Below are 22,092 nucleotides of genomic sequence, written 5' to 3' on the forward strand. Positions count from 1 at the left end.
TATTAAACACTTGTAATTAAATAAAGTGTTTTACTTAAGCGTGATTATTCAGGCCTACCCTATTTTTGATTGGGTAGGTCTGTTAATAAGTTGATGATTTTTTAAATCTATAATGAGTTGTAGGTTTTAATTACATACCCGCATTAACGGTAATAATGCCGACGATAATTGGGCCCCATAGAGTCAGTAACACGTTGGCTACGGCGTAAGTCACAGTAAAAGAGAATACTGGCGTTGCGTTGCCTGTTTTTTCCATCAATGCAGCGAACGCTGGGTTTGCACTTCGACCACCGGTTACACAACCTAAAGCTTCTACCGGATTCTTTATCTTCAATACAAAGTACGAGAAGAAGAATGAAATAATCTGTGGAATGATGGTTACCGCAACACCCAAGAATAGTAGGCTCATACCGTGTTCTTTGATGGTGTCTACCGCTTGAGGGCCAGCCTCAAGACCAACGATACCCACGAATGCTGCTAGACCGAAGTCGCGAATAAAGCTTGCTGCTGATTCTGGGAATTGCGCCACATGTGGGTTACGGCTGCGTAACCAACCAACAATCAGACCTGACACTAGACAGCCTGCACCAGAGCCGATAGTGACCGGAATACCTGCAATTTTGAAGTTGATTAGGCCAATCAAAAGACCCAATACCATACCCATGCCTAGTACAATGAAGTCAGTCATTGTTGCTGAGTTCATTGGCTTACCGATTGTACCTTGAACACGATTAATATCGCTTGGTGAGCCAGTTAATTGAATAACATCATTTTTCTTAACAACAAGGTCTGCGTGAACTGGGATTGATACACCTTCGCGAAGGTAGTCAGTCACATAAACACCACGGTAAGTGCCTTTGTTCGCTTCTGATTTGATTTGACCTAGTGTACGGCCAATCAGTTGTTTGTTGTCTGCGATAAGCTGACGGTTCTCTTCAATGACTTCGTACTCTTCTGGAAGCACAACTTCAGAGCCAACAGAGTCACTTTTCAACTGACCAATGGCTTTACGAGTACCTGTGATAACCAGAACATCGCCTTGTTGAAGCTTAGTAAATTTGTCTGCTTCAATCGCTTTGCCATCACGCTCGATAACTTCGATGCATGCGTCTATTGAATCTTGATTGATTTGGGCTAGTGTCAAACCATTCACTTTGCTCTCTGCTTTGATTTCAAAAGCGCGAGTCTCAAGTTTTGTCATCGCATTGAATTCACCAGCACCAAGCTCTGCATTACCATCTGAGTTCGCTTCTGCCATTTTGATTGCTTCAGAGCGAATGTCCCACTTCATCAACGTTGGGAATACCCAAGTCACCATCAAGATTGGACCTAATGAACCAAAGATGTATGTTACGGCGTAACCTACAGCAACGTTAGTTTGCATCAGATGTTTGGCTTCTTCAGACACACCACCCAAACGGGCGATCGCATCGCCTGCAGTACCAATGATCGCAGACTGAGTTAAACCACCGGCAGCTAGGCCCGCAGCAGTACCTCTATCTAAGTCAAACAACCACGCAGCGGCAAGTACACACAATAAGCCTGAAACCGTCATAACAACCGCAGACAACAGAATGTTGATGGTTCTAAAGTTAAGCGCTTTAAAGAATTGTGCGCCGCCTTGATAACCCACAGCATAAATAAAGAGCGCAAAGAAAATACTTTTTACGCCGGGATCAATCTGAACACCAAATTGCCCAATAATTACGCCCATTAATAATGTTCCGGCCACACCGCCTAAAACAAATCGGCCGATAGTAATTTTACCAACCATATAACCCAATGAGAGTGTAATAAATAGTGCGACAAATGGTGCCATGTCAAACAGATTAGAAATAATGTCCATGACAAATTTACTCTTGTTACTAAATATAAGGAGTAAATAATCTAACGAATAACTTAATAATGATATTTGTTGGATTATTCAAAATAAATAAAGCATCTCGTTGCTTCGAACCGAATATTAAGAACAAAAGGTTTTATTATGTAATCCCATTTGATGGATCAAATCATCACTTTAACTGTTCGCATAGTTTTTGAAGTGCAATTTACACCTTAAGTGATTGGTTTAAATATATTTATCTTAAACCGGCAAAAGTAGATGATTTTCGAAATCAATTTCAATTAAGTGTTTCCACTTCAAGAACGACAACCTACCTACCCTTGTTTTACTGGCTTACGGCTCTCAACAAAGAGGCAGTTGGCATAATCACCGAATAAAGTTGGATTTTGATGGGTACGATCCTCTATAAGCGATTATCACAATAAATCGAACTCCGTTATCGTTGCATTCATCAAACAAATAGAGAACAGAACCATGAATACCATGCCGCATGAGCTTGTGTGGGATGAAGTCTACTTCCCACCGCTGTTATTGGTTATCGCACTGGCTTACATACTGACAATGCTAACAGGGTCAATCGCGACACGGTTTGGCCTTCATAAGTACGTCGCCTTTCCTGCAATAGCAGAACTGAGCTTGATCGTGATTTTTACTGGCGCTATCGGCCATTTTATTACCATTTTTTGAGGCACTTACTGTGATCAAACGTTATCTCATCACACTTTTATTATTGGCTGCTGCGGGAACTGTGGTTTATAGCTATTACCAGTCGTACTCAAGTAACCCATGGACCAGAGACGGACAAGTCAGCGCTTATATCGTCTCGATTACACCTCGAGTCACGGGTCAAGTCATTGAAGTGCATGTCGAAGACAACTCGAAGGTAAAAAAAGGCGATCTTCTTTTTGAGATCGATCCGAGTATTTACAAGGCGACCTACAGAAAAGCACTTGCGACTCAAAAACAAGCATTTGCCCTACTCGCCAAAGCCAAAAACGAAGAGCAACGCGCGTTGAATTTAGAGAAAAGAACGCCCGGTGCCGTGCCCGTGCTGACACTAAACAACTTGAACAACGCGGTAGAAACCAGCGCCGCAAATGTCGAACTGGCAAAAGCGAACGTAGAAGAAGCACATCTCAACCTTGAGTACACCAAGGTATATGCGCCTACTAACGGCTATATCACCAATCTGAACCTACGTGTTGGCTCTCAAGTTGTCGCGAATTCACCTGTGGTTGCGCTAATTGATGAAGATAGCTTCTGGATTGAAGGTTATTTCAAAGAGACTGATTTAGTCGGTGTCGATGCTCAGGACACTGCTTATGTGACCTTAATGATGCACAACAATGTTCAGCTAGAAGGACATATCAAAAGTATTGGTTTTGGTATCGCGAAGCAAGACGGCAGCACAGGTAATGATTTATTGCCAAACGTGAATCCAAACTTCCAATGGATACGCCTAGCTCAACGCATCCCTATCAAAGTGAAGTTAGACAAAATACCAGAAGACGTACAACTGCGTGTTGGTATGACTGCCTCGATCAAAATAATCAAAAATAGCTAGGTGATTCTTATGTTCACTGCATCGACTAAAGACGCGATTAAAGTCGCACTCTCTATCGTTATCGCAATCTGCCTAGCGTTGTGGTTTGGTTGGGAAAAACCGTATTGGGCTGCGATAGCCGTCGCAGTGATGGCATTGAACGAGAGCTTCGCCCATTCAATAAACAAAGGCCATAACCGGTTAATGGGAACCTTGTTAGGGACCGGTTATGCCTTTTTCCTCATTGCGATGTTTTCACAAGATCGATTTTTGTTTCTAACATTTCTTACCGTGTTCTTAGGCACTTGTATTTTCATGTCTAGTGACGAGAAATACGGCTACATCTTTTCAATAGGATTTACCGTGTGTTCGATTGTTGCTTGTCTGGGCGGGTTTGATAACCAAACCACCTTTCACTTTGCTGTACTTAGACTTCAAGAAACACTATTAGGTGTTGTTGTGTTCTCTATTGTGTATCGCATCGTGTGGCCTGTGAATACTGAACTCAACTTTGTACAACGTTTCGAAACCAGTAAACAAGCGTTGTTAGATGCGATGGAAAAAACAGACAACATCGACATTGCCGCACTTGAAAGCAACACCGCGAATATTGATAAGCTGTATCAACTTTTAGATCTGCCACTGACCGGAAGCTACCACCTTAAAGAGAACATCCAAACATGGCGCTTGCGTATCGATGAAATGGCACATATCCAAGATACATTACTCAAACAAAGTAACAGCGAATCAGACTTAGATATCCAATGGGCAGTTCTTACTCACAACTTGAAGACGTTCGATGTATTAACACCAGAACAATCTCTTGTTGAGGGTGAACTCAATGTCACAGGTGATCATAAAGACGTATCTTGGCATCATGCACATCGCACGTTTGTTGAACATTTGAATGAAGATGGGCGCAAAGTGCTGCAAGGCGTGTCGATGTTTATCACATCGCTGTTGATTTGGATTTATCTTCCAGTTCCAGGTGGTTTCATATTTCCTATGTTAGCCGGTGTATTCTCTTCTATGGTGCCGCCCATGCCACCAAGCGTTATTAAGGACGCTTTTTATGGTGTGTTGGGTACAGGGTCGGTGGTTCTGTTGCAATACATCTTTGTGATGCCATTAATGACAGAACTATGGGAGCTGGGACTATTCTACTTCCTTAACATTATGGTGATATGGAAAGTGTTCGCGACACCTAAGCTCATGGTACACCGAATATTGGGTATTAACTTATTAGTTGTTCTCACATCTGGTGCGCTCAACCTCACACCTGTTTATGGAATTGAAACGCCACTTTTGATGCTCGTAAACATTTTGATTATTCTGATGATAGCGAAGTTGTTTACTGATCTATTTAGAGTGAGGGTAACTGCTTAGAACTAAATGCGCTTAACAACTCACAACAAAACGGTCTGCCAAGTATTTTTACTTCACAGGCCGTTTTTTATCTATTGAAAATCATTATAAATCAATTGATTAACGCTAATTATTACTAAGTGAGGATAGCGTCCATCAAAAGCGATTAACGCGATCTGCCACCTCCTCTTAAAATCCTCTCATTGATTGACGCAATGCATTTTTAGTCGCGACATTCACACTAGCAATCCTAACGGATAAATACATAACAACTGAACACGACGTTCAGTATTACATCGACTGTTTGAGTCTCGAAGGTTTGAGGCCACTCAGCGTGGAAACCGTCATGAGTTTTTTTGAAATACGCACCAGCGCTTGTAAGACCCATACTCTTTCTGTGTTAGCGAGCGCCCTATTACTTACCACCCCCAATTTTGCGTCTGCGGCAGAAACCAACACTTACAGCGAAGTTATGGAAAAAGGTCGAGCACTATTTGACAAATATGGCATCAGTCATGATTTACCAAAGCTAGCAATCAGTTCGCTCGTACAGGGCGAACACCTAGTTGAACACGCACATCGAACCATACAAATTGGCGATGAGGTTCGTGACTCAAGCGTCTATCTGATAAAAAACACAGACAGCAAAGGCAACATCGACCTGCGCGTCAAATACAACCCGCAAGAGCTGGATGAAAACGAAAAACTGATCGATGAAATTGAAGAGTTTACGCGCACTGAGTATCGACTAAGAAATTATGCAGAAAGCTTCGATCCATCGTCAGTGAAAGTCAATGAAAAAGACAACGGCGACGTGACCATTAGCTTCAACTATTCGAAATACGGCTTACCACAAGACATCGCCTATTTCCGTTTCTTGAATGTTGATATTGAACTTGTAGGCGGCACACCAAAACGCATGGTAATCACCAACGACAAGCCATTTAATCTTGGTAAGTCAAAAGTCGATACCTATTACCAAGTGATTGATTTCCAAACGTTAGACTCTGGTAAAGTCGTTATTGAACGTAAGACAACTAACATCGAGGGTACGTCTAAAACGAAACCGATGACCATGAGCGCTGTAACTGAACCCGTCGCAATTTATGAAGACGACAACGGCGTTAATGTCCTGCATGAAGAGCGTCTAAAAGAAGTTTCAGATCCTCGTATGCAAGAAGCGAGTGTTAAGTTAGATCGAGTATTCCCTTTAATGGGTGACATGGTGCGTCGTCAAGGTATCGATTTGCCATTACCATTCGGTGTTTCAGTTGCTTATCGCAATCAAGACATGAACCTTCCTATGACCGATTACGTGATTGGCGGTGTGCGCTTGAATGACCTGTTCGACCCTGAAGATAGCGTTGCAACGGTTAAAGCAGAAAGTCTTTCAATACGTGGTGATGTGAATATTCTGCCGTTCTGGAATGTATTCGGATATGTAGGAAAGGTAAACGTTGACGCGAATGTTGATGCCTCTTACACCGGCGCTGCGGGAGAATATCTACAAGATAAACTCAATAACAAACTACCTGGTCTAGGTGACAAACTGTGCGAGGGCGTGTCAGCACTGTGTAACAGTGGGCGTTTAAATGTACCACTGCATCTCGAATATGACTTACGCGGTGCGGGTACAACACTATCTGTTGGTTACAAAGAGTTCTTTGCATCACTGACCGGCACCTATTCACAAACCCGTCTGAAAGGGATGGATGATTGGGGTGACGGCATTGTCACGATTCAGCCAATGTTGGGCTACCAATTAGTTGATTATCGCGCTCAATTCTTCGTTGGTGCTGAATACCAAGGTTTAGATTCACGTATGCAAGGTACTGTAAAGACAGACGATATTGAGTTTGATTACGACGTTGGTGTCGACATTAACCAGTGGGCATTTTTAACCGGAGTCAACAAACAGATTGGCAAGCATTACAACATGACCGTGTTGTACAACAAAGGTGAAACTCGTTCGGCTGTGACATTGAACCTTGGCTATCGCTTCTAGAACGTTTGATCTTCTAGACCTAATAAGCTCTTAGCTCATTGAACTCTGATATCGGTGTAAATCTCACGTTTACTTGCGCCGACATCATACCAACGACATTGCGCCCCCTTGTTTTCAACAGAGAGCAAGTGAAATAAACAACCACGTCAAACGCACCAATGATGGAGCGAATCACCTGATGGAAGGACAGGTTTGACGGTATCGATGCGCTGTTCGTTACTTTACCAAATTTTATTGTGGACACCTTTTTTATGACTATTGCATATCGTTCTCTCATCGCGCTCGCTATTGCGGCCGCTCTTGCTGGTTGTGACACAGACGTTGAACCAACGGTTCCAATGCCAGACAAACCTGAACCTCTCGTACCTGCCCCTGCTGAAACGTTTACTACTCAAATCGGCGACGCGATGATCACAGCGTCTAAAGAAGAGCTGGTGATTACGTCTAATACCGAAGACGACAAACTGGCTTCTGTTGAGTCTTTTAAAGGCATTAAATTTGCCGACGCAGATCGTTTTGAGCATAGTAATCCTGTCGACTTAACTGAGCTGATGAATTCAGAAGGCATTGTTGAAGCAACGTCGTTTGGTGATGCATGTCCTCAATTGAAGACCGTTTCACAGACACAATCTGAAGACTGTTTGAACCTGAACATTTGGCGCCCAGTAGGCGTAGATGCTGATGCAGACCTACCGGTTTATGTATTCATTCACGGTGGTGATTTCGAATACGGTTCTGGTGCAGAGCCGCTCATCCAAGGTGATACCGTGGTTGCTCAAGGAAGCGACGATGGTAAGCCTTTCATCTACGTAAGCTTCAACTACCGTCTTGGTCAGTTAGGTACTCAATGGATTAAAGGCGAGAACGAAGATGGAAACTATGGCCTAGGTGACCAAAAGCGTGCCTTGGAGTGGGTACACAATAATATCGCTGACTTCGGTGGTAACGCTCAAAACGTAACCGTTATGGGTCAAGGCTCTGGTGCTATGTCTATTGGTTTCTTACAGCAAGATCATGATATCGCAGGTCAATATTTCCAACGTGCAATCATGCAAAGCAACCCTTATGGGTTTGAGTATCCAAGCTATGAAGTTGCAAAAGATCGCAGTAAGGGTTTTACAGCAGACACTTCGCTTGACAAGATCATGGCGTCGCAAGAAACAGCTTTAAATGGTATTGAACAGCTAAAAAATTGGTTACTTAGTTCTCTGTCACTCTCGGTTTCAGCACCTATATTTGGCGACGTTGATCTTGGACCAAAATCTGATAACACACCAATGTCTAACTTAATGCCATTTGCACCATATTTGGCATGTACGGAACTAAAAATAGAATCCAACAACGAAGAACATTGTATAAACACTATTAACTCTCCTTTAAATGAGAAACTAACTGTTCAAACTGTCCTAGGTACGAATGCAAATGAAGCTAATAGCTTTGGGATGTTGTTTAGCGTAACGTTTTTAATCCCAAAACTTATCAACATTATAACTAATGAAGATCCCGAACTTGTCGAAAGTTCAGAGCCAAAAACAGTTGCTTTGAACATACTTCAGTGGCTTGAAAATGAAGAAAATAAAAAGAAATTTGAACAAAAACTAAATGCCCTAAATGTACAGGATTTTACTAAAAACTCTGAAATCCCTTTGACAGCGTATAGTTCAGTTTCTCAGTTGTTTTGGGGTCTTGATACATACGTAGATATTAATCTTAGGGCTGTAAGCTGTATAACTGAAACTGACACTCTGGAGTTAATCAAATGTGTTTTGGGATATACAGATATCGAACTTACAGGTCATGAAGAAGCCGCAACAGTACTCAGCCTAACTGATTTCTACCCTAACTCAGAATCTAGCTTAGGTGGTGCTCTTGACAACATGAAGCAATTTAAAACCCTGCTAAATGACACCTTGTTCAATGGCCCAGCTCGTTATATGGCAGCAAACAGCGAAGTAGAAGCAACGCTATACCACTTTGAGCACAAACCAAGCTTTAACATGTGGAACTATAAAACAGGTCTAAATGAAGAAACGGGCGAATACGACCAACTGTCAATCATTGATCTATTCAAAACGATTGGTTGCATCAGCGGTGCATGTAACGGTTCAGAACTGCCATTTATGTTCAACAAAGCTGTACGTTTTGATGGAAGCGAAGTAAATCCATCAAGCAAAGATAAAGCCCTTATGAACGAAATGTCGCGTCTTTGGTTTAGCGATGAATTGTTCCAGAGCTACCAGTACAGCGATGCTACCGACAATGTGCTTGTCATTGATGGTGCAGGATTCAGCGACAACAGCACTACCTTCGACTGGGACTATGTCACAAACCCAGGTGTTGATCCTAAGCTTCGTGAAGGTCGCTTAACGGGTCTAGCAGAGCAAGGTCTTATGCCTTGGGACTGGTATCTAAACTAAACATATTCAACACCCTTCCTACTTTAACGGCCAGCTCGCTGGCCGTTTCTATATCCAAATTTTATGTTTAAACGCAGGTTAGTTATGACACTTAGCAAACTAAAAACAGCATGCACAATAATGTTGATTGCTTTGGTCACAGGATGTGCCCAACCTTACCCCGATGTTGAACCTGACTTCGAAGCTAACTGGCAAAACACAGAACATCAAGCCGAAGTCTATTTGATCCCGAGTGCGCCTGAAGCCTTTGCGCGCCGCATTGATCTGGTTCGCCAAGCAAAACACTCGATTGATATGACTTACTTCTCTTGGGAAAACGACACTCTGGGTCTGATGCTGTTAAACGAGCTGAAACACGCCGCTGACCGCGATGTGGCCGTGCGCCTCACACTGGATGACTTGTTGGTATTCAATGACAAATGGCTTGCGGAGTTGGACTCACACGCCAATATTGAGATTCGACTGTTCAACCCTTTTGAGTCACGTAAAGCTGGCTGGATTGGTCGTGCGCTCAACTTCTCTACTCATCAAAAACAGTTAGATAATCGACTGCATGAGAAATACTTTAACGTTGATCACCAATCGATGATCCTCGGTGGGCGCAACATCGGTGATGACTACTTTGGCTACAGCGAAAGTGCCAACTTCTTTGATATGGATGTGCTGTTTAAAGGCGACGTGATTGCTGCTTTCGACCGAAACTACCAAGCGTTGTGGAACAGTGAGCATGTAGTGCCAATTCAAGAACGCATTAAAATCAAAGAGAAAGAGCAATACCAAGCGTTCACCAAAGCGTTGAACAAAGGTGAAAAGAATCAAGCATTGATCACGTCTGAAGTCGAAAGGCAGATAAAGAGCTTAAACCAACCGAAGTTCATTTCAGCCTCTGTCACGCCGGTATTTGACTCACTGGAGAAACTCAATGACAACAAGCCCTACTTTCGCCAACGTATTGAACACTTGATGAAGCAAAAAGTACCGACACCTTCTAAGGTTATTATTTCTACGCCTTATATGGTGCCAAGCGATAACAAGTTTGTATTCGTCGATGCACTTAGAGAGAGCGAAGCCGAAGTCACCTTACTGACGAATTCATCGGCTTCTAATGATTCGGGCTTTGTGCCTGCGTATTACGAAAAACACCGTGAGACTCTACTCGACAAGGGCGTAAGTATCTATGAGTACAAAAGCCAAGCGATCAATGATGATCACTACTTTCATGTTGATACCTACTACCACAACAAGACAGTAATTTTAGATGAGCGTGTCACCTATATTGGCTCTTCTAACTTCGATCCAAGATCAGACTTTCTCAACGTTGAGTTTGGGGTGTTGGTTGACAGTGAAGAGTTTGCGAAGCAAGTGACACACTACTTAACACGTCAGAAAGAGGAGTTGTTCTGGGCTGTGTCGCGAGAACAATCAGGTGACACCATCTGGGCTTCAGAGGAACAAATCCATACTAAGAACCCGAACTACAGTTCATGGAACAAGGTACCTGATTGGTTATTTCGAAAAATGAATGGCGAGTTCGAGCTTTAAGTGTTCAGCTTCGAATCTTAATTTTTAATTTTCTCCAGTCCAAATGTAAAAAAGCCGCGTAATTCGCGGCTTTCTCATGTTTCAAATACACGTATCTGAGCTTATAGACGGTAGGTCATCGCTCTTTGGGCTACGTAGTTCACCATATCAAGCGTTGTGAAGATCGAATTAACATCATTAATGTTGTAATCCACATGTCCACGCTCAGCTACCGCTTCCATAGGATCAATAAAAGTGACTGTTGGAAATGCCGTTTCAAGTTGCTTTCTAACCAAAGGAAGTTCCGTGCATCCCAAAATAACCGTATCAACGCCCTTCTCTACGATGGATTGAATCGCTACAGCAAGCAGTGCGGCATTACGCTCAAACTCGCCCGCTTTGATCCCGTTGGTTTCTCGGATTGCTTGTCCACACTCTGTCATCTCACCGGTTACTTCACCATAGATAGCACTATGCACGTTATGCTCTTGCTCAAAGGAATCTGGCTTAACGAACACCAGATTCGCGTCCGTTAGGTAACGATCATAGATTCCCGAATTGTATGTGCCGTTGGTACATAAAATACCAACAACAGATTCAGAGTTCTGCTCTTTGATTTGATCAACGGTGGTTTGAAGCATGTCGACGATATAAACGTTGGTGTGCTTTTGAACCTCAGGTCTAAAGTAATGAGCGGTGTTACAGGTCATTACGCCAAACTGAACATTGGCATGTTCTAAAATGCACGCTGACTCAATCAGTTCAGGCACAGGATCGGTACCGCCTTCGTTAATCACTTTATATCGATCGGGGATATCTGAGTTTTTCACCACTATCATGGCCATGTGGTCTTAGTCTTTAAGTGCGCCGTGTTCAATTTCTTTCTTGGCGACGATATCTTGGAACAGAGCATCTGCTTCAGGGCCCATATTACCAAATACACCGAATCGTAGCTTTTTCATTGTTTTTACCTTTGTGTTTGTTAAAGCACAAAGGTTTTTACGCTCTTTCGATTTACTTGAATCCTATTAGATGGTTCGCATCCTCGCGAGTGCATAAACAGCGTACAAAAATCAGAATTGAGTACCAAAGGAAAAATGAATACGAAATTCGTCGCCTTCAGGCGCATCTAAGCCGTAAGCAAAATCGAGCTTAACTGGCATTAACTGTGAGTTCCAAATCAAACTCACGCCCGTCCCACGCTTCCAATCCGCTTGTTGATCAAATGCATCACCCACATCAAGAAATGCGCCCAACCAAATTGAACGATAGACTTGATGCTGATATTCGAGCCCAGCAGTTAACATATAACGTGCCCCCGTTAGTTCACCATTCTCGTCTCTAGGGGAGATAGATTCGTAACCATAACCTCGCAGGTTTCCATCGCCACCAGCAAAATACCGCAGTGACGACGGCACATCAGATAATGATTTGGCAATGTTGATGCCTACGTTGGAGCGGAAATGGAGCTTCTGCCTGTCACTAATATCCCATGAAAGGACACTGTTTCCTTCCAACCGCAACAGCCTTGAGTCAGAGAACAGACTAGGGTCAGAATACTCGACAGAATAGATGTGTCGATGATTGAGCTCCAACTGATCATTTTTACGATCAACCTGAGAAAAACTGATGCCAGGTAACAGTAATTGCGATTGCTCTTCCTCAGACGCCTGACGGTACTGTTCGTGCAAGTATTTGACATAAATGGTGCTTTGCCAATCACTGTCTAATTGCCAGTAACGTTCGAACTTAAGATCGTTTGTAAAGCTATTGGTGTCTCGATGATCAATTCGTTTCGATTCAAACTGAATACCAAAGTAATCCGTTGTGACTTTCTCTGTGGGGATTTTGTACCCCAACTGAAGTGATTGCTCCTGTTCAGACAAATATGTCTGTGTTTCAAAGCTGTGGCCTCTCCGGTTATACCAAGGCTTTGACCAACTGAGAGAGGCGCGTAAACCGAGATCTGTAGAATAGCCGCCACCGACCTGCACGATATTTCGAGAACTTGGCTCGGCAATGATTTCAATTGGAACTTCTAGGTTGTCATCAAGTTTGTCAAAGTCACCATGTACGATGACACTTCGAAACCATTGAGTGTCTGACAAATCAGATTGCAGTTCACCTAACTTGATGGTGTCAAAGTCATCACCTTTTTTAAAGGTGGGTATTTTCTCGATACGAGTAGGGTCAACCCCATCATCAGGAATACTTATAGAACCGAACTTGTAGCGTGGACCACTTGCAAAATACAAGTGTATATTCGCGATGTTCTCGCTAGGAATAACTTCAATCTTTGACTCGATAAACCTGCCGTCAAAATAACCTTTCCGCTTTGCTAAAGAGAAAATCGCACGCTTAGTTTGGTCATATTCTTGGTGAGACAAAGTTAAACCTGAGCCTAACTTGCTTTGATTGAGTATATTGATGAACTCCGCATCTAGGCTAGCTTCACCTGTTATTTTTACTATCGATTCTGCGATGCGCATGACAGGACCAGAATCGATGTTAATGATCACGTTATCAGAATCATTGAGGTCGATATCGAGCTGTGGGTGATAATAACCATAAGGGTTGAGTGCATCTTGAATACGTTTAGATAGCTTCGTTTTCGATATCTGTGATGCAGGAACATCGGCTAAAGGTTCTAAATATAATTCTACATTTTCGGTGAGAGTTTTATTAACCCCTTTAACCTCAAATTCAGCAGCACTAGAAGAGTGTTGGGTAAACAGGAAAAATGAAGTGGCCAGCACTAATTGTTTAATCGAGGTCTTCACGCGGTTACCCAATTGCTCAAAACCCGAACAGGTTATGAGCAAAGCGTTAAATCGCCGAATCTCTTATGGAGGACGCTATCCTTCGAACGGCTTATCGGGTTGTTTAACACTGCAACAGTCGTTTATTAACGACTCAAATCCCAGCCCTACAGACACAAAAAAGGCGCAATTAAGCACCTTTTGAATGTCTATTACTTATTGATTTATATGGCTTGCTGATTTATATGGCTTGCTGACTCAAGATCAGTTGTTGTTCAGCCACACATCTTGGTTTTTTGGAGCTTTCTTCTTCTTTTTCTTCTTGCCAGTACCGGCCGGTGGCGCAACAGGTTTTAGTGCTGCGATCAGTTCAGCTGTCGCTTCTTCATCCACTTCAAAGCCTTCAATTTGCTCACGCTCAAGACGAATCTTGTTCTTCTTCTCGATGATTTTGAAGTGGTGGTAATCTTCGTGATCGATCAGAGATAACGCAAGACCAACTTCACCTGCACGACCACTTCGGCCGATACGGTGCATGTAGTCTGACGGGCTACGCGGTAAGTCAAAGTTGATTACCACTGGAAGCTTCTCAATATCCAGACCACGTGCCGCGATGTCTGTCGCGATCAGAACGTCAATCTCGCCAGATTTGAAATCTTCTAGGATACGAGTACGTGAACCTTGCCCTTTATCGCCGTGGAATACTTCTGCGATGATACCGCGCTTGTAAAGCTTGTCTGCTAGGTGCTCACAGCTGTTCTTCGCATTAACGAAGATCAGAGCTTGGCGCCATTCATGTTGTTGAATTAGGTGTGCGAGTAACGCTGTCTTGCGACCTTTTTCTACTTCGAATACACGTTGAACCAGTGTGCTCGTATTGGCACTTTGAAGTTGAACTTCAATTGGATCGCTTAGAAGTTCGTGAGTCAGCGTTTTAACTTGCTCTGGGAAAGTTGCAGAGAACAACAAGGTTTGTTTTTTGCTCGGCAAGAGCTTCAAGATTGCATCAAGTTCTTCGGTAAAACCTAGGCTTAGCATTCGGTCAGCTTCATCAAGCACTAACGTTTTCACTTTGTCTAACTTGATAGCGTTGCTTGAAATAAGGTCAAGCAGACGACCCGGTGTTGCCACCAAGATATCAGTGCCGCCACGTAGCGCCTGCATCTGAGTGTTTACCGATACACCACCAAACACACAAACCGTTTTAATCGCGCCATTGAAATGCACAGCGTAAGATTTAACGCTGTCAGCCACTTGCTTAGCAAGTTCACGAGTAGGAACCAAGATAAGGCCAGAAACAAAGTTACCTTTGCCTGAACGACGGTCCAGAGGGGCATCTTCATGAATCTTTTGTAACAGTGGAAGTGCAAATGCTGCGGTTTTACCTGAACCGGTATTTGCGCCTGCAATTAAATCGCGTCCTGCTAACACACTTGGAATAACTTGCGCTTGGATAGGCGTTGGCTGTTGGTATTCAAGCTCAGATAAACGAGCCATCAAAGGAGAGATTAAGCCAAGATCAGAGAAGTTGGTTGGTGTAGTGGTGTTAGTCATTAATTGCAGGAACTCAAAGCTAAAATAATAGCGCGCTATATTAACGTATTTCAGCAGTATTACGTAACTAAATCGCCCTTTCGCTTCTATTTCACTGATTAATATCCGTCAGACGCGAAGTTATCGATGTGAGAACCTCGATACTCGCCGTACCAACTTCGTCTAAGAGTATTCCAGCTACACAATTGTCGTGGGTTGCAGTTAGTTCAGCCAACCTGCTACCGTTTGTTCCGGTGCATACGAATTCGGCTCGGTTAACCAAACAGCGACTGCGTCTGGTGTAGCGACAAGTGGCTCAAAATTGATATTAAATTGCCATTCAGACTCACCACGCTGATAACCATCGTAAACCACAACAAAATCATGTTCGAGTTTCTTACCCCTGTTCTCGCCCGCCTTAACGCTGGTGACTTCGTTCATCGCCAGCAAAGCTATATGAGCAACATAATCCCCTTTGCCTTCGTAACTTACGCTGAACGTATCGCCTTTATGGTTGACCGTTAGCTTAGGGTTATTTTGTTGTTTAAGAGAAGGTAACGTTCTGTCTAACCAGTTAAAGTAACCGCGCCACTCTTTTCCATCGACAACAAAGCCGGGTGTGTAAACCCCACTTGTTACTCCATAAGCTTTGTACAAGCGTTGCTTCTGACTAAACGCCTTACTCGCGAACTTGTCGCCCCAACCTAAGTAATCCCAATAATCGACGTGATAGGCAAGCGGAATAACTTGTGTCCAAAGTTTTGGATGGTCTTCAAAAGTACTGAGGTACTGATCAGCAGGTGGACAACTTGAACAACCTTCAGAGGTGAAGAGCTCGATAACCTGTGCGGGCTGGCCTTCATTACTCCAGGTTTGTGCAAGCGACACTGAGGAATAGAAGCCGATCGGTAAGGCAAATAAACAAAGTTTAATCAATGATGAATTGCGTTTGGCGTGTGACATACCGAGATCCTTGTACAAAGCGAATTGAATGACGCTCAAATACAGACCGTTATGCCTAGGTTTTTCTTTCAGGTGCTTAGTTTACGAAGAGATTGAGTTTATTTCAGATACAAAAACGCCAGCTTTAGAGGCTGGCGTTTTCTTAAAATTCTATATTTACATGTTAACGCTGAGATTAACGGTTAATACCGATATCGCGTTGCATGTGACCAGATAGGTCGCTTGCGTAGTAACTACGTGGAGAGTTGTCTACGAAAAGAATATCGAAAATGTGTGCAATCAATCCTTTGAAGTTAACCGAGTAGGTTTTCTTATCCATAGAGTTAGGAACAGCGATAGTATTCATTTGTACTGCTTGAGCCATGATTGCCTCTCTATAAATTTATTAATGTGTTTCGTTCTGATGACAAGAATAATAGGTGATCTTTTGCAGGTTAAAAAATGACTAAAATTAGATTTTGGGATTAGTTTTTCTAATAAAACAAACCATTAACAATGCCACAAAATAGATATGCAGATTATGTGAGTACAAATTCAATATAGTGTTTAAATCATGCATTTAGTACAAATACCCCGCAAACAACAGTGGCCAATGTCACAGAAAATTTACATAAATAAATTTTCCACTTCATCAGCCACGTGTTCATTATCGACTTTTCGATAAGTTATATTTGTTTTTAATTTACTTGTTCAATGCCTGGCTTCTTCGCATAAACCGACGCTATAACCGCAATCGTCATCGTAGAAACCAATACCGCCAATGACCAGTAAGTTGGGATAGCCCACTCGCTATCAACCAGAAGCATTTTCACACCAATGAACACCATGATGAATGAAAGCGCGGGTTTCAAATAGATGAACTTGTCCATCATACCTTGCAGTACAAAATACAACGAGCGAAGACCAAGTAACGCAAACACGTTAGCCGCAAGTACCAAGAACGGTTCTTGTGTTACCGCAAAGATCGCAGGGATAGAGTCTAATGCAAACATCACGTCCATGACTGCGATCGCACCGATGACCAACATCATTGGAGTGAATGCCCATTTAGCACCCTGTTTAACCATTAATGCAGGGCCATGGAAGTCCTCTGTTACCGGCATCACTTTACGAAGTAGCTTTTCAGGCAGAGTATTCACACTCTCCTCTTCGCCCTTGTCTAATGCCAGCTTAATACCTGTACCAATCAAGAACGCAGCGAACACGTAAAGCACCCAGTGATATTCCGCCAATAGCTGTGCGCCTAGTGCGATCATAATTGCACGAAGCACCAATGCACCAATTACGCCCCAAAGAAGCGCACGAGGTCTTAGATGCTCAGGAACTTGGTATTGAGCAAAGATCATCGCAAAAACAAACAAGTTGTCTACGCTAAGGGATTTTTCTAACAAGTAACCCGTAATGAATGACACGGTTGCTTTTTGCGCTGTGTAGTCACTGTTCGGCGCATAAATGTCCCAAAATAGGTAAATCGAGCCAGCAAACAAAAACGCAAGTACAAACCAGAAAACACTCCAGATTGCCGCTTTCTTGATAGTAACGTTACCGCCACGAGTCTGATAGATATCAATAGAGACGAGAATAACCGTTAGCAGGAAAAAGCCCGCATAAGTCGTCATGATTGGCGATGAAAAAAAGGATTCACTATTGGTAGATAATAGAGATTGAGTTGAGTTCATTATTCCTCCGGGCGGAAGAACTGTACAAAGACCTTCCGCAAACAAAGCATATCAAGCTCCATTACGGATCTTGACTGTGATTGCGTTGGTCTCGTTGAAGTGAAATATGGGATTTCACTTTTACATACCGGATAGACTCTTGGCCTAACGAGATGACGATATGTAAACTTGCGCTAACTACTCCCCAAACGCGTGGATAATAATCCTCTGGTTGTGTTTCGTCTATATAAATTTGCACGGAAAAAGCAAAAAAGGAGCAAACGCTCCTTTCTGATTGATGCCACTTTGTCAAATAAACACGCGAATTGATTCTAAGAATAAATTCGCAAGTCAAACACACTATTGCACTGCGTAATGAAGTTGCAAAAAGAGCAATTTACAGCCCTGCGGCAGGTATTAAATACACTAACGCTGACCAAACTGATACCCAACCGACAACCGCTACCGCATCTAACCAATCTTTCTTATCCATGCATATCTCCACAAGAAGGCGACCTGCAGAGATAAAGCATAAACAATGCCAATTTTATAAATAACCCAAAGTAATAGTGTTAAATATCAGTATCAGCTTTAGTTATCTAAAACACTCCATACAATTCAACGGTTCATTGAGTTGAAGCGACTCTGGGTGGTCTTGCAGAAACTCGATGAAGCAGTCTGCCATAGAGTCAGTGGTGACCGTGCCATCACCGATCATATCCAACACAGCGTTATAGCCCTCTTTGCCTTTCATTGTATAGGCTGACGACGCGCCCCGGTAAATACGGTTGCGAGAAACAGCTTGCCAACCTGAATCATCAGAGTGAATTTCTAGATGGTGAATCCTGTGTCCTATAGGCGCTTCTTTGTGGTAACAAAACCTCAAATTATGTGTATAAGGAAAGCTACCTGAACCTGTGCCCACGACACCATTATCAATCGCGTTATTGATTGCACCTTCAAGCATGCCAGCGATCGTTTCACCTTTGACTTCATACACACCAATAGGTACGGCAAACGGTAGTAGTTTTCCGGCAATATCGGCAACAGAGACATCGCCGCTGTTCAGTGAATTTCTTACACCACCGGCGTTGTGAATGGCAAAGTCAACCTGATGCCCTTTCTTGTTCATTAGATGGTGAAATGATTGAGCAACCAAGGGGGCTAGTTGACTCGGGCCTTTAGCATCTGGAATACGTACATGGCGAAGTTTAGTGTCTGCATGAGCAATCACTTGTTGCTGAAGCTTTCGAACTCGCGGCTGGTATTTATCCGTCAGAATGCTCTGCAGCTCAGGATCTTTCTTACACACTGCAATATTAGGGTGATTGTTTAAAAACTCACACGCCATATCGTGGGCATCGTCTTGCCCTACTTCACTCAGTTTCGCGTCTATAAAGAGTCGACGGCCTAATAACAGTTCGTTTTTACCATTGAAGTGCGTCACTTTGCCTTGAGAATCGAACTCGATTTCGCAGTGTCCTAAGCACATGGCGTGGAAACCCGCTTGCACAACATAGGTATCGCCAATTTTCACACCGTATTCATCATCTTTAACTAAGCCGATATCAGAGAAATCACCTTGTAAGCGATGACTATGACCGCCAACGATGACACCAATACCTGTTACGTTGGCTGCTAACTCTAAATCAGCTTCGTAACCAAGATGGCTAAGTAACACAATCTTGTTGATACCTGCTTGATGGATTTGCTCAATGGTCGCTTTTGCTGTTTCCAAAGCATTTTCAAACGGTGTATCGATATCTGGGTTAGCGATGCCTGCCATCTTGTCGATGCTTAAGCCGAATATTGCGACCTTCTCGCCATCAAACTCTTTCGTTATAAAAGAAGCACTTCGTGTTTCAGGCCGATAAGGCTTAACAATGTCGTTGTCCGCTAGCGTATGAGTTTTATTGATATCCTCATTCGATAGATTCCAGTTACCGGCCAACAGCGGGAATTTGATTCTTTTCGCGAAAATCGCAACGGGCTCATTACCCATGTCTAACTCGTGATTACCGAGCGTCATGGCATCTATATTAAGGGCATTCAACAAATCGGCATTGGCTTTTCCCTTGAATAAGGAAAAGTACAACGTGCCCTGGAAGCAGTCACCAGCGTGCAAGAACAAGGTTCCAACCTTCTGACGCTGGGCATCTTGTTCTATTTGTTTGAAGCGTGTTGAAATTCGAGCAAAGCCACCAGCACTGACATAAGGTTCAATGATGTGGTTGTTCATTTTAAGTGATAGCTGTAACGAGGTTGGTTCAAAGTATGAGTGGGTGTCGTTGATGTGTGCCAACACTATTTTTGTCGGCTTATTCTTTTTAGTCATATTTTCTTCTCTCTTTGTCCCTTCATACTAGGTCGAGAATCATGACAGAATCGTGAATTTTATGAAACTGCACTGCAAAAAAATACTCGAGATAGATCAAAAATCTCATTTTGCACCGTATTAATAAACAACGGGTTTTGTGACAGGTAAGCATACCGGATTTGGATTTTTCGATTATGATTAAAGATATCTGTTAGCTTTCAAATAATTAGCAGAGCCTTCCGTTAGGAGTAAGCCTATGCAACTAGAAAGAATCGAGATTTCTGGCTTTCGAGGTATCAAGCGCATGTCACTCGCGTTTGACGAGCTAACCACGCTTATTGGTGAAAATACTTGGGGTAAGTCTTCATTATTGGATGCCCTTTCCGTCATTCTGCCCTCAGACGGTGTGCCATATCACTTTGAAATGACCGATTTTCATGTCGATTACTCTGTTTCACACCCGCAGTCTCAACATCTTCAAATTGTTCTCGCTTTAAAAGCTAACGATAAGAGCGAACTTAACGCAGGTCGTTATCGCAAACTCAAACCTATTTGGGTTCAAGATGAATTTGGCGTATTTCGCATCTACTATCGCATCAGCGCGACGTTAGAACAGTATGAGACAACAACACACTATGCATTTCTTGGTTTGGACGGTAATCCGCTCAAGCTTCATCATTCAGAAAAGCTTGCTCAAGAATTAATGACCTTACATCCCGTTATCCGTTTGCGTGATGCAAGGCACTTTGATCGTCCTTTCAACGGCAAGTCCCTTAACCACAATGCTCACCTGCCGACTAATGTTCACGCAACTAATGCAAATTCAAACGGGAACGGGAACGGGAACGGGAACCATCACACGAGCAATGGCACAACAAATGGAAACGGCGCCAATAACGGTAATGGTCGACAAGCAAGAATAGAAAAACGAATAGACAACACCTGCCGCCGTCTTATGGCGATACCCGGACATGTTAATAAAGGTGAAATGCGCAGTAGCCTAGAGTCGATGCAAAGTTTGATTGAGCACTATTTTTCTTTCAAAAGTACTTCTCGTCGTAACCCTAGAAAACAGCGAGACGGATTGCTTTATTCTGCGGGTACCAATGATCAGAGTATTCATCAACTCGTCGAAGAGACCAAGAACAAACAAACTCGCTTATTATTCATGGGGTTACTTAACGCTTATCTACAAGCTAAAGGGCCAAACGACTTAAGGCGATGTGCGCGCCCTCTGTTGATCCTTGAAGATCCAGAAGGTCGATTGCACCCAACACACTTGGCAAGGGCTTGGAGCTTGATGCAGAAATTGCCCATGCAGAAAATCCTGACCACCAACAGTGGCGACCTACTTGCGGCGGTCCCACTTCAATCGATTCGTCGCTTGGTTCGTCAGTCAGACAAAACCATCGCCAATCAACTCAACATGAACCATTTCAGTAAGGATGAACTTCGACGAATTGGTTTTCATATCCGCTTCCACCGCTCTGGGGCACTATTTGCTCGCTGTTGGCTATTAGTAGAAGGTGAAACCGAGGTTTGGTTGTTCAATGAACTTGCCAACCAATGTGGCTATAACCTAGCAGCAGAAGGTGTGCAGATTATTGAGTTCGCCCAATCAGGACTTAAGGCACTGATTAAGGTCGCGCAAGAGTTTGGCATCGATTGGCATGTGGTAACTGACGGCGATGCGGCGGGTAAAAAATACGCAGCAACGGTGCTATCGAAGCTTGGTAATGATCAGGAAAGACATCGACTCACGGAACTGCCAGATAAAGATATCGAGCATTACCTATATATGAATGGATTTGAGAGCTTTTTCCGTGACATGGTTAAGATTCCATACGATCACCCTATCCCTCCAAAGAAAGTGGTTGCCAAGGTATTGAAGAAACATGCAAAACCCGACCTTGCACTCGCCATTGTTTCTCATTGCGAGAATCAAGGACAAGAATGCATTCCGCTTTTATTAAGGTGGACATTAAAACGCGTGATCACCATGGCGAATGGAAATACCTAAACATAATTTGTTTTATAGATGCTATCAGTTGCTCTACTGATGAAATATTTAGCTAGTCGCCTCAACCAAAAAAGGCACACCAAACGGTGTGCCTGTATAAATCGATATACAAATTAATTGGGGGTTATCTTGCAAGAGTTCACAGTGA

General features: G+C 43.1%; 14 protein-coding genes and 2 pseudogenes. 8 read left to right on the forward strand and 8 right to left on the reverse strand.

Going from position 1 to position 22,092, the window contains the following annotated elements; genetic code table 11:
• Window positions 1-130: 130 nt before the first annotated feature.
• Window positions 131-1,846, reverse strand: coding sequence for an aspartate-alanine antiporter (aspT, locus tag AB4512_RS03475; RefSeq protein WP_372052390.1), 1,716 nt, complete (start codon window positions 1,844-1,846; stop codon window positions 131-133).
• A 471-nt stretch (window positions 1,847-2,317) separates the two neighbouring features.
• On the opposite strand from aspT, the gene AB4512_RS03480 reads away from it, so the two are divergent.
• From AB4512_RS03480 to AB4512_RS03510, 7 genes and pseudogenes are all read left to right on the forward strand, one after another.
• The gene (locus AB4512_RS03480) at window positions 2,318-2,530 is read left to right on the forward strand and encodes a DUF1656 domain-containing protein (RefSeq protein ID WP_017059802.1); all 213 of its coding nucleotides are present in this window, start codon (window positions 2,318-2,320) and stop codon (window positions 2,528-2,530) included.
• A gap of 10 nt (window positions 2,531-2,540) precedes the next feature.
• On the forward strand, window positions 2,541-3,407 hold the full coding sequence (locus tag AB4512_RS03485) for an HlyD family secretion protein (RefSeq protein WP_017059803.1): 867 nt from the start codon (window positions 2,541-2,543) through the stop codon (window positions 3,405-3,407).
• A 9-nt stretch (window positions 3,408-3,416) separates the two neighbouring features.
• Window positions 3,417-4,772 carry an FUSC family protein gene (locus AB4512_RS03490; RefSeq protein ID WP_102393242.1) on the forward strand — a complete coding sequence of 452 codons (1,356 nt, stop codon included), beginning with the start codon at window positions 3,417-3,419 and terminating at the stop codon, window positions 4,770-4,772.
• 325 nt (window positions 4,773-5,097) lie between these two features.
• Window positions 5,098-6,756 carry a hypothetical protein gene (locus tag AB4512_RS03495; RefSeq protein WP_104216369.1) on the forward strand — a complete coding sequence of 553 codons (1,659 nt, stop codon included), beginning with the start codon at window positions 5,098-5,100 and terminating at the stop codon, window positions 6,754-6,756.
• A 251-nt stretch (window positions 6,757-7,007) separates the two neighbouring features.
• A pseudogene (locus tag AB4512_RS03500) lies at window positions 7,008-8,073 on the forward strand (carboxylesterase family protein); the annotation flags it as partial.
• Window positions 8,074-8,150: 77 nt separating this feature from the next.
• Window positions 8,151-9,173 (forward strand): annotated as a pseudogene (locus AB4512_RS03505) (carboxylesterase/lipase family protein); the annotation flags it as partial.
• 84 nt (window positions 9,174-9,257) lie between these two features.
• Entirely contained in the window at window positions 9,258-10,715 is a 1,458-nt protein-coding gene (locus tag AB4512_RS03510; protein ID WP_372174437.1) for a phospholipase D family protein, read from the forward strand.
• A gap of 101 nt (window positions 10,716-10,816) precedes the next feature.
• On the opposite strand, the gene AB4512_RS03515 is transcribed toward AB4512_RS03510, so the two are convergent.
• The 7 genes from AB4512_RS03515 to AB4512_RS03545 all read right to left on the reverse strand — a co-directional run bounded on the left by AB4512_RS03515 (window position 10,817) and on the right by AB4512_RS03545 (window position 19,942).
• Window positions 10,817-11,539, reverse strand: a complete 723-nt coding sequence (locus AB4512_RS03515; protein ID WP_372174439.1) for an aspartate/glutamate racemase family protein — start codon at window positions 11,537-11,539, stop codon at window positions 10,817-10,819.
• Window positions 11,540-11,767: 228 nt separating this feature from the next.
• The gene (locus AB4512_RS03520; RefSeq protein WP_372174441.1) at window positions 11,768-13,486 is read right to left on the reverse strand and encodes an autotransporter assembly complex family protein; all 1,719 of its coding nucleotides are present in this window, start codon (window positions 13,484-13,486) and stop codon (window positions 11,768-11,770) included.
• A gap of 231 nt (window positions 13,487-13,717) precedes the next feature.
• On the reverse strand, window positions 13,718-15,007 hold the full coding sequence (locus AB4512_RS03525) for a DEAD/DEAH box helicase (RefSeq protein WP_372174443.1): 1,290 nt from the start codon (window positions 15,005-15,007) through the stop codon (window positions 13,718-13,720).
• A gap of 201 nt (window positions 15,008-15,208) precedes the next feature.
• Window positions 15,209-15,949, reverse strand: a complete 741-nt coding sequence (locus tag AB4512_RS03530) for a DUF1223 domain-containing protein (RefSeq protein WP_102319718.1) — start codon at window positions 15,947-15,949, stop codon at window positions 15,209-15,211.
• Window positions 15,950-16,124: 175 nt separating this feature from the next.
• Complete coding sequence (locus AB4512_RS03535; RefSeq protein WP_017059812.1) at window positions 16,125-16,313, reverse strand: hypothetical protein; 189 nt, start codon at window positions 16,311-16,313, stop codon at window positions 16,125-16,127.
• A gap of 313 nt (window positions 16,314-16,626) precedes the next feature.
• Window positions 16,627-17,628: a TerC/Alx family metal homeostasis membrane protein gene (locus AB4512_RS03540; protein ID WP_017059813.1), complete on the reverse strand. Its 1,002-nt coding sequence runs from the start codon at window positions 17,626-17,628 to the stop codon at window positions 16,627-16,629.
• Between the two features lie 574 nt (window positions 17,629-18,202).
• Window positions 18,203-19,942 (reverse strand): bifunctional UDP-sugar hydrolase/5'-nucleotidase, encoded by a 1,740-nt coding sequence (locus AB4512_RS03545; RefSeq protein WP_372174445.1) that lies wholly within the window; start codon window positions 19,940-19,942, stop codon window positions 18,203-18,205.
• 238 nt (window positions 19,943-20,180) lie between these two features.
• Between AB4512_RS03545 and AB4512_RS03550 the strand changes: the two genes are divergently transcribed.
• Window positions 20,181-21,944, forward strand: a complete 1,764-nt coding sequence (locus AB4512_RS03550; protein ID WP_372055120.1) for an ATP-dependent endonuclease — start codon at window positions 20,181-20,183, stop codon at window positions 21,942-21,944.
• The last annotated feature ends 148 nt before the right edge of the window (window positions 21,945-22,092 follow it).

The organism is Vibrio sp. 10N.222.52.B7, from assembly GCF_041474275.1.
Classification (GTDB): Bacteria; Pseudomonadota; Gammaproteobacteria; order Enterobacterales; family Vibrionaceae; genus Vibrio; species Vibrio crassostreae_C.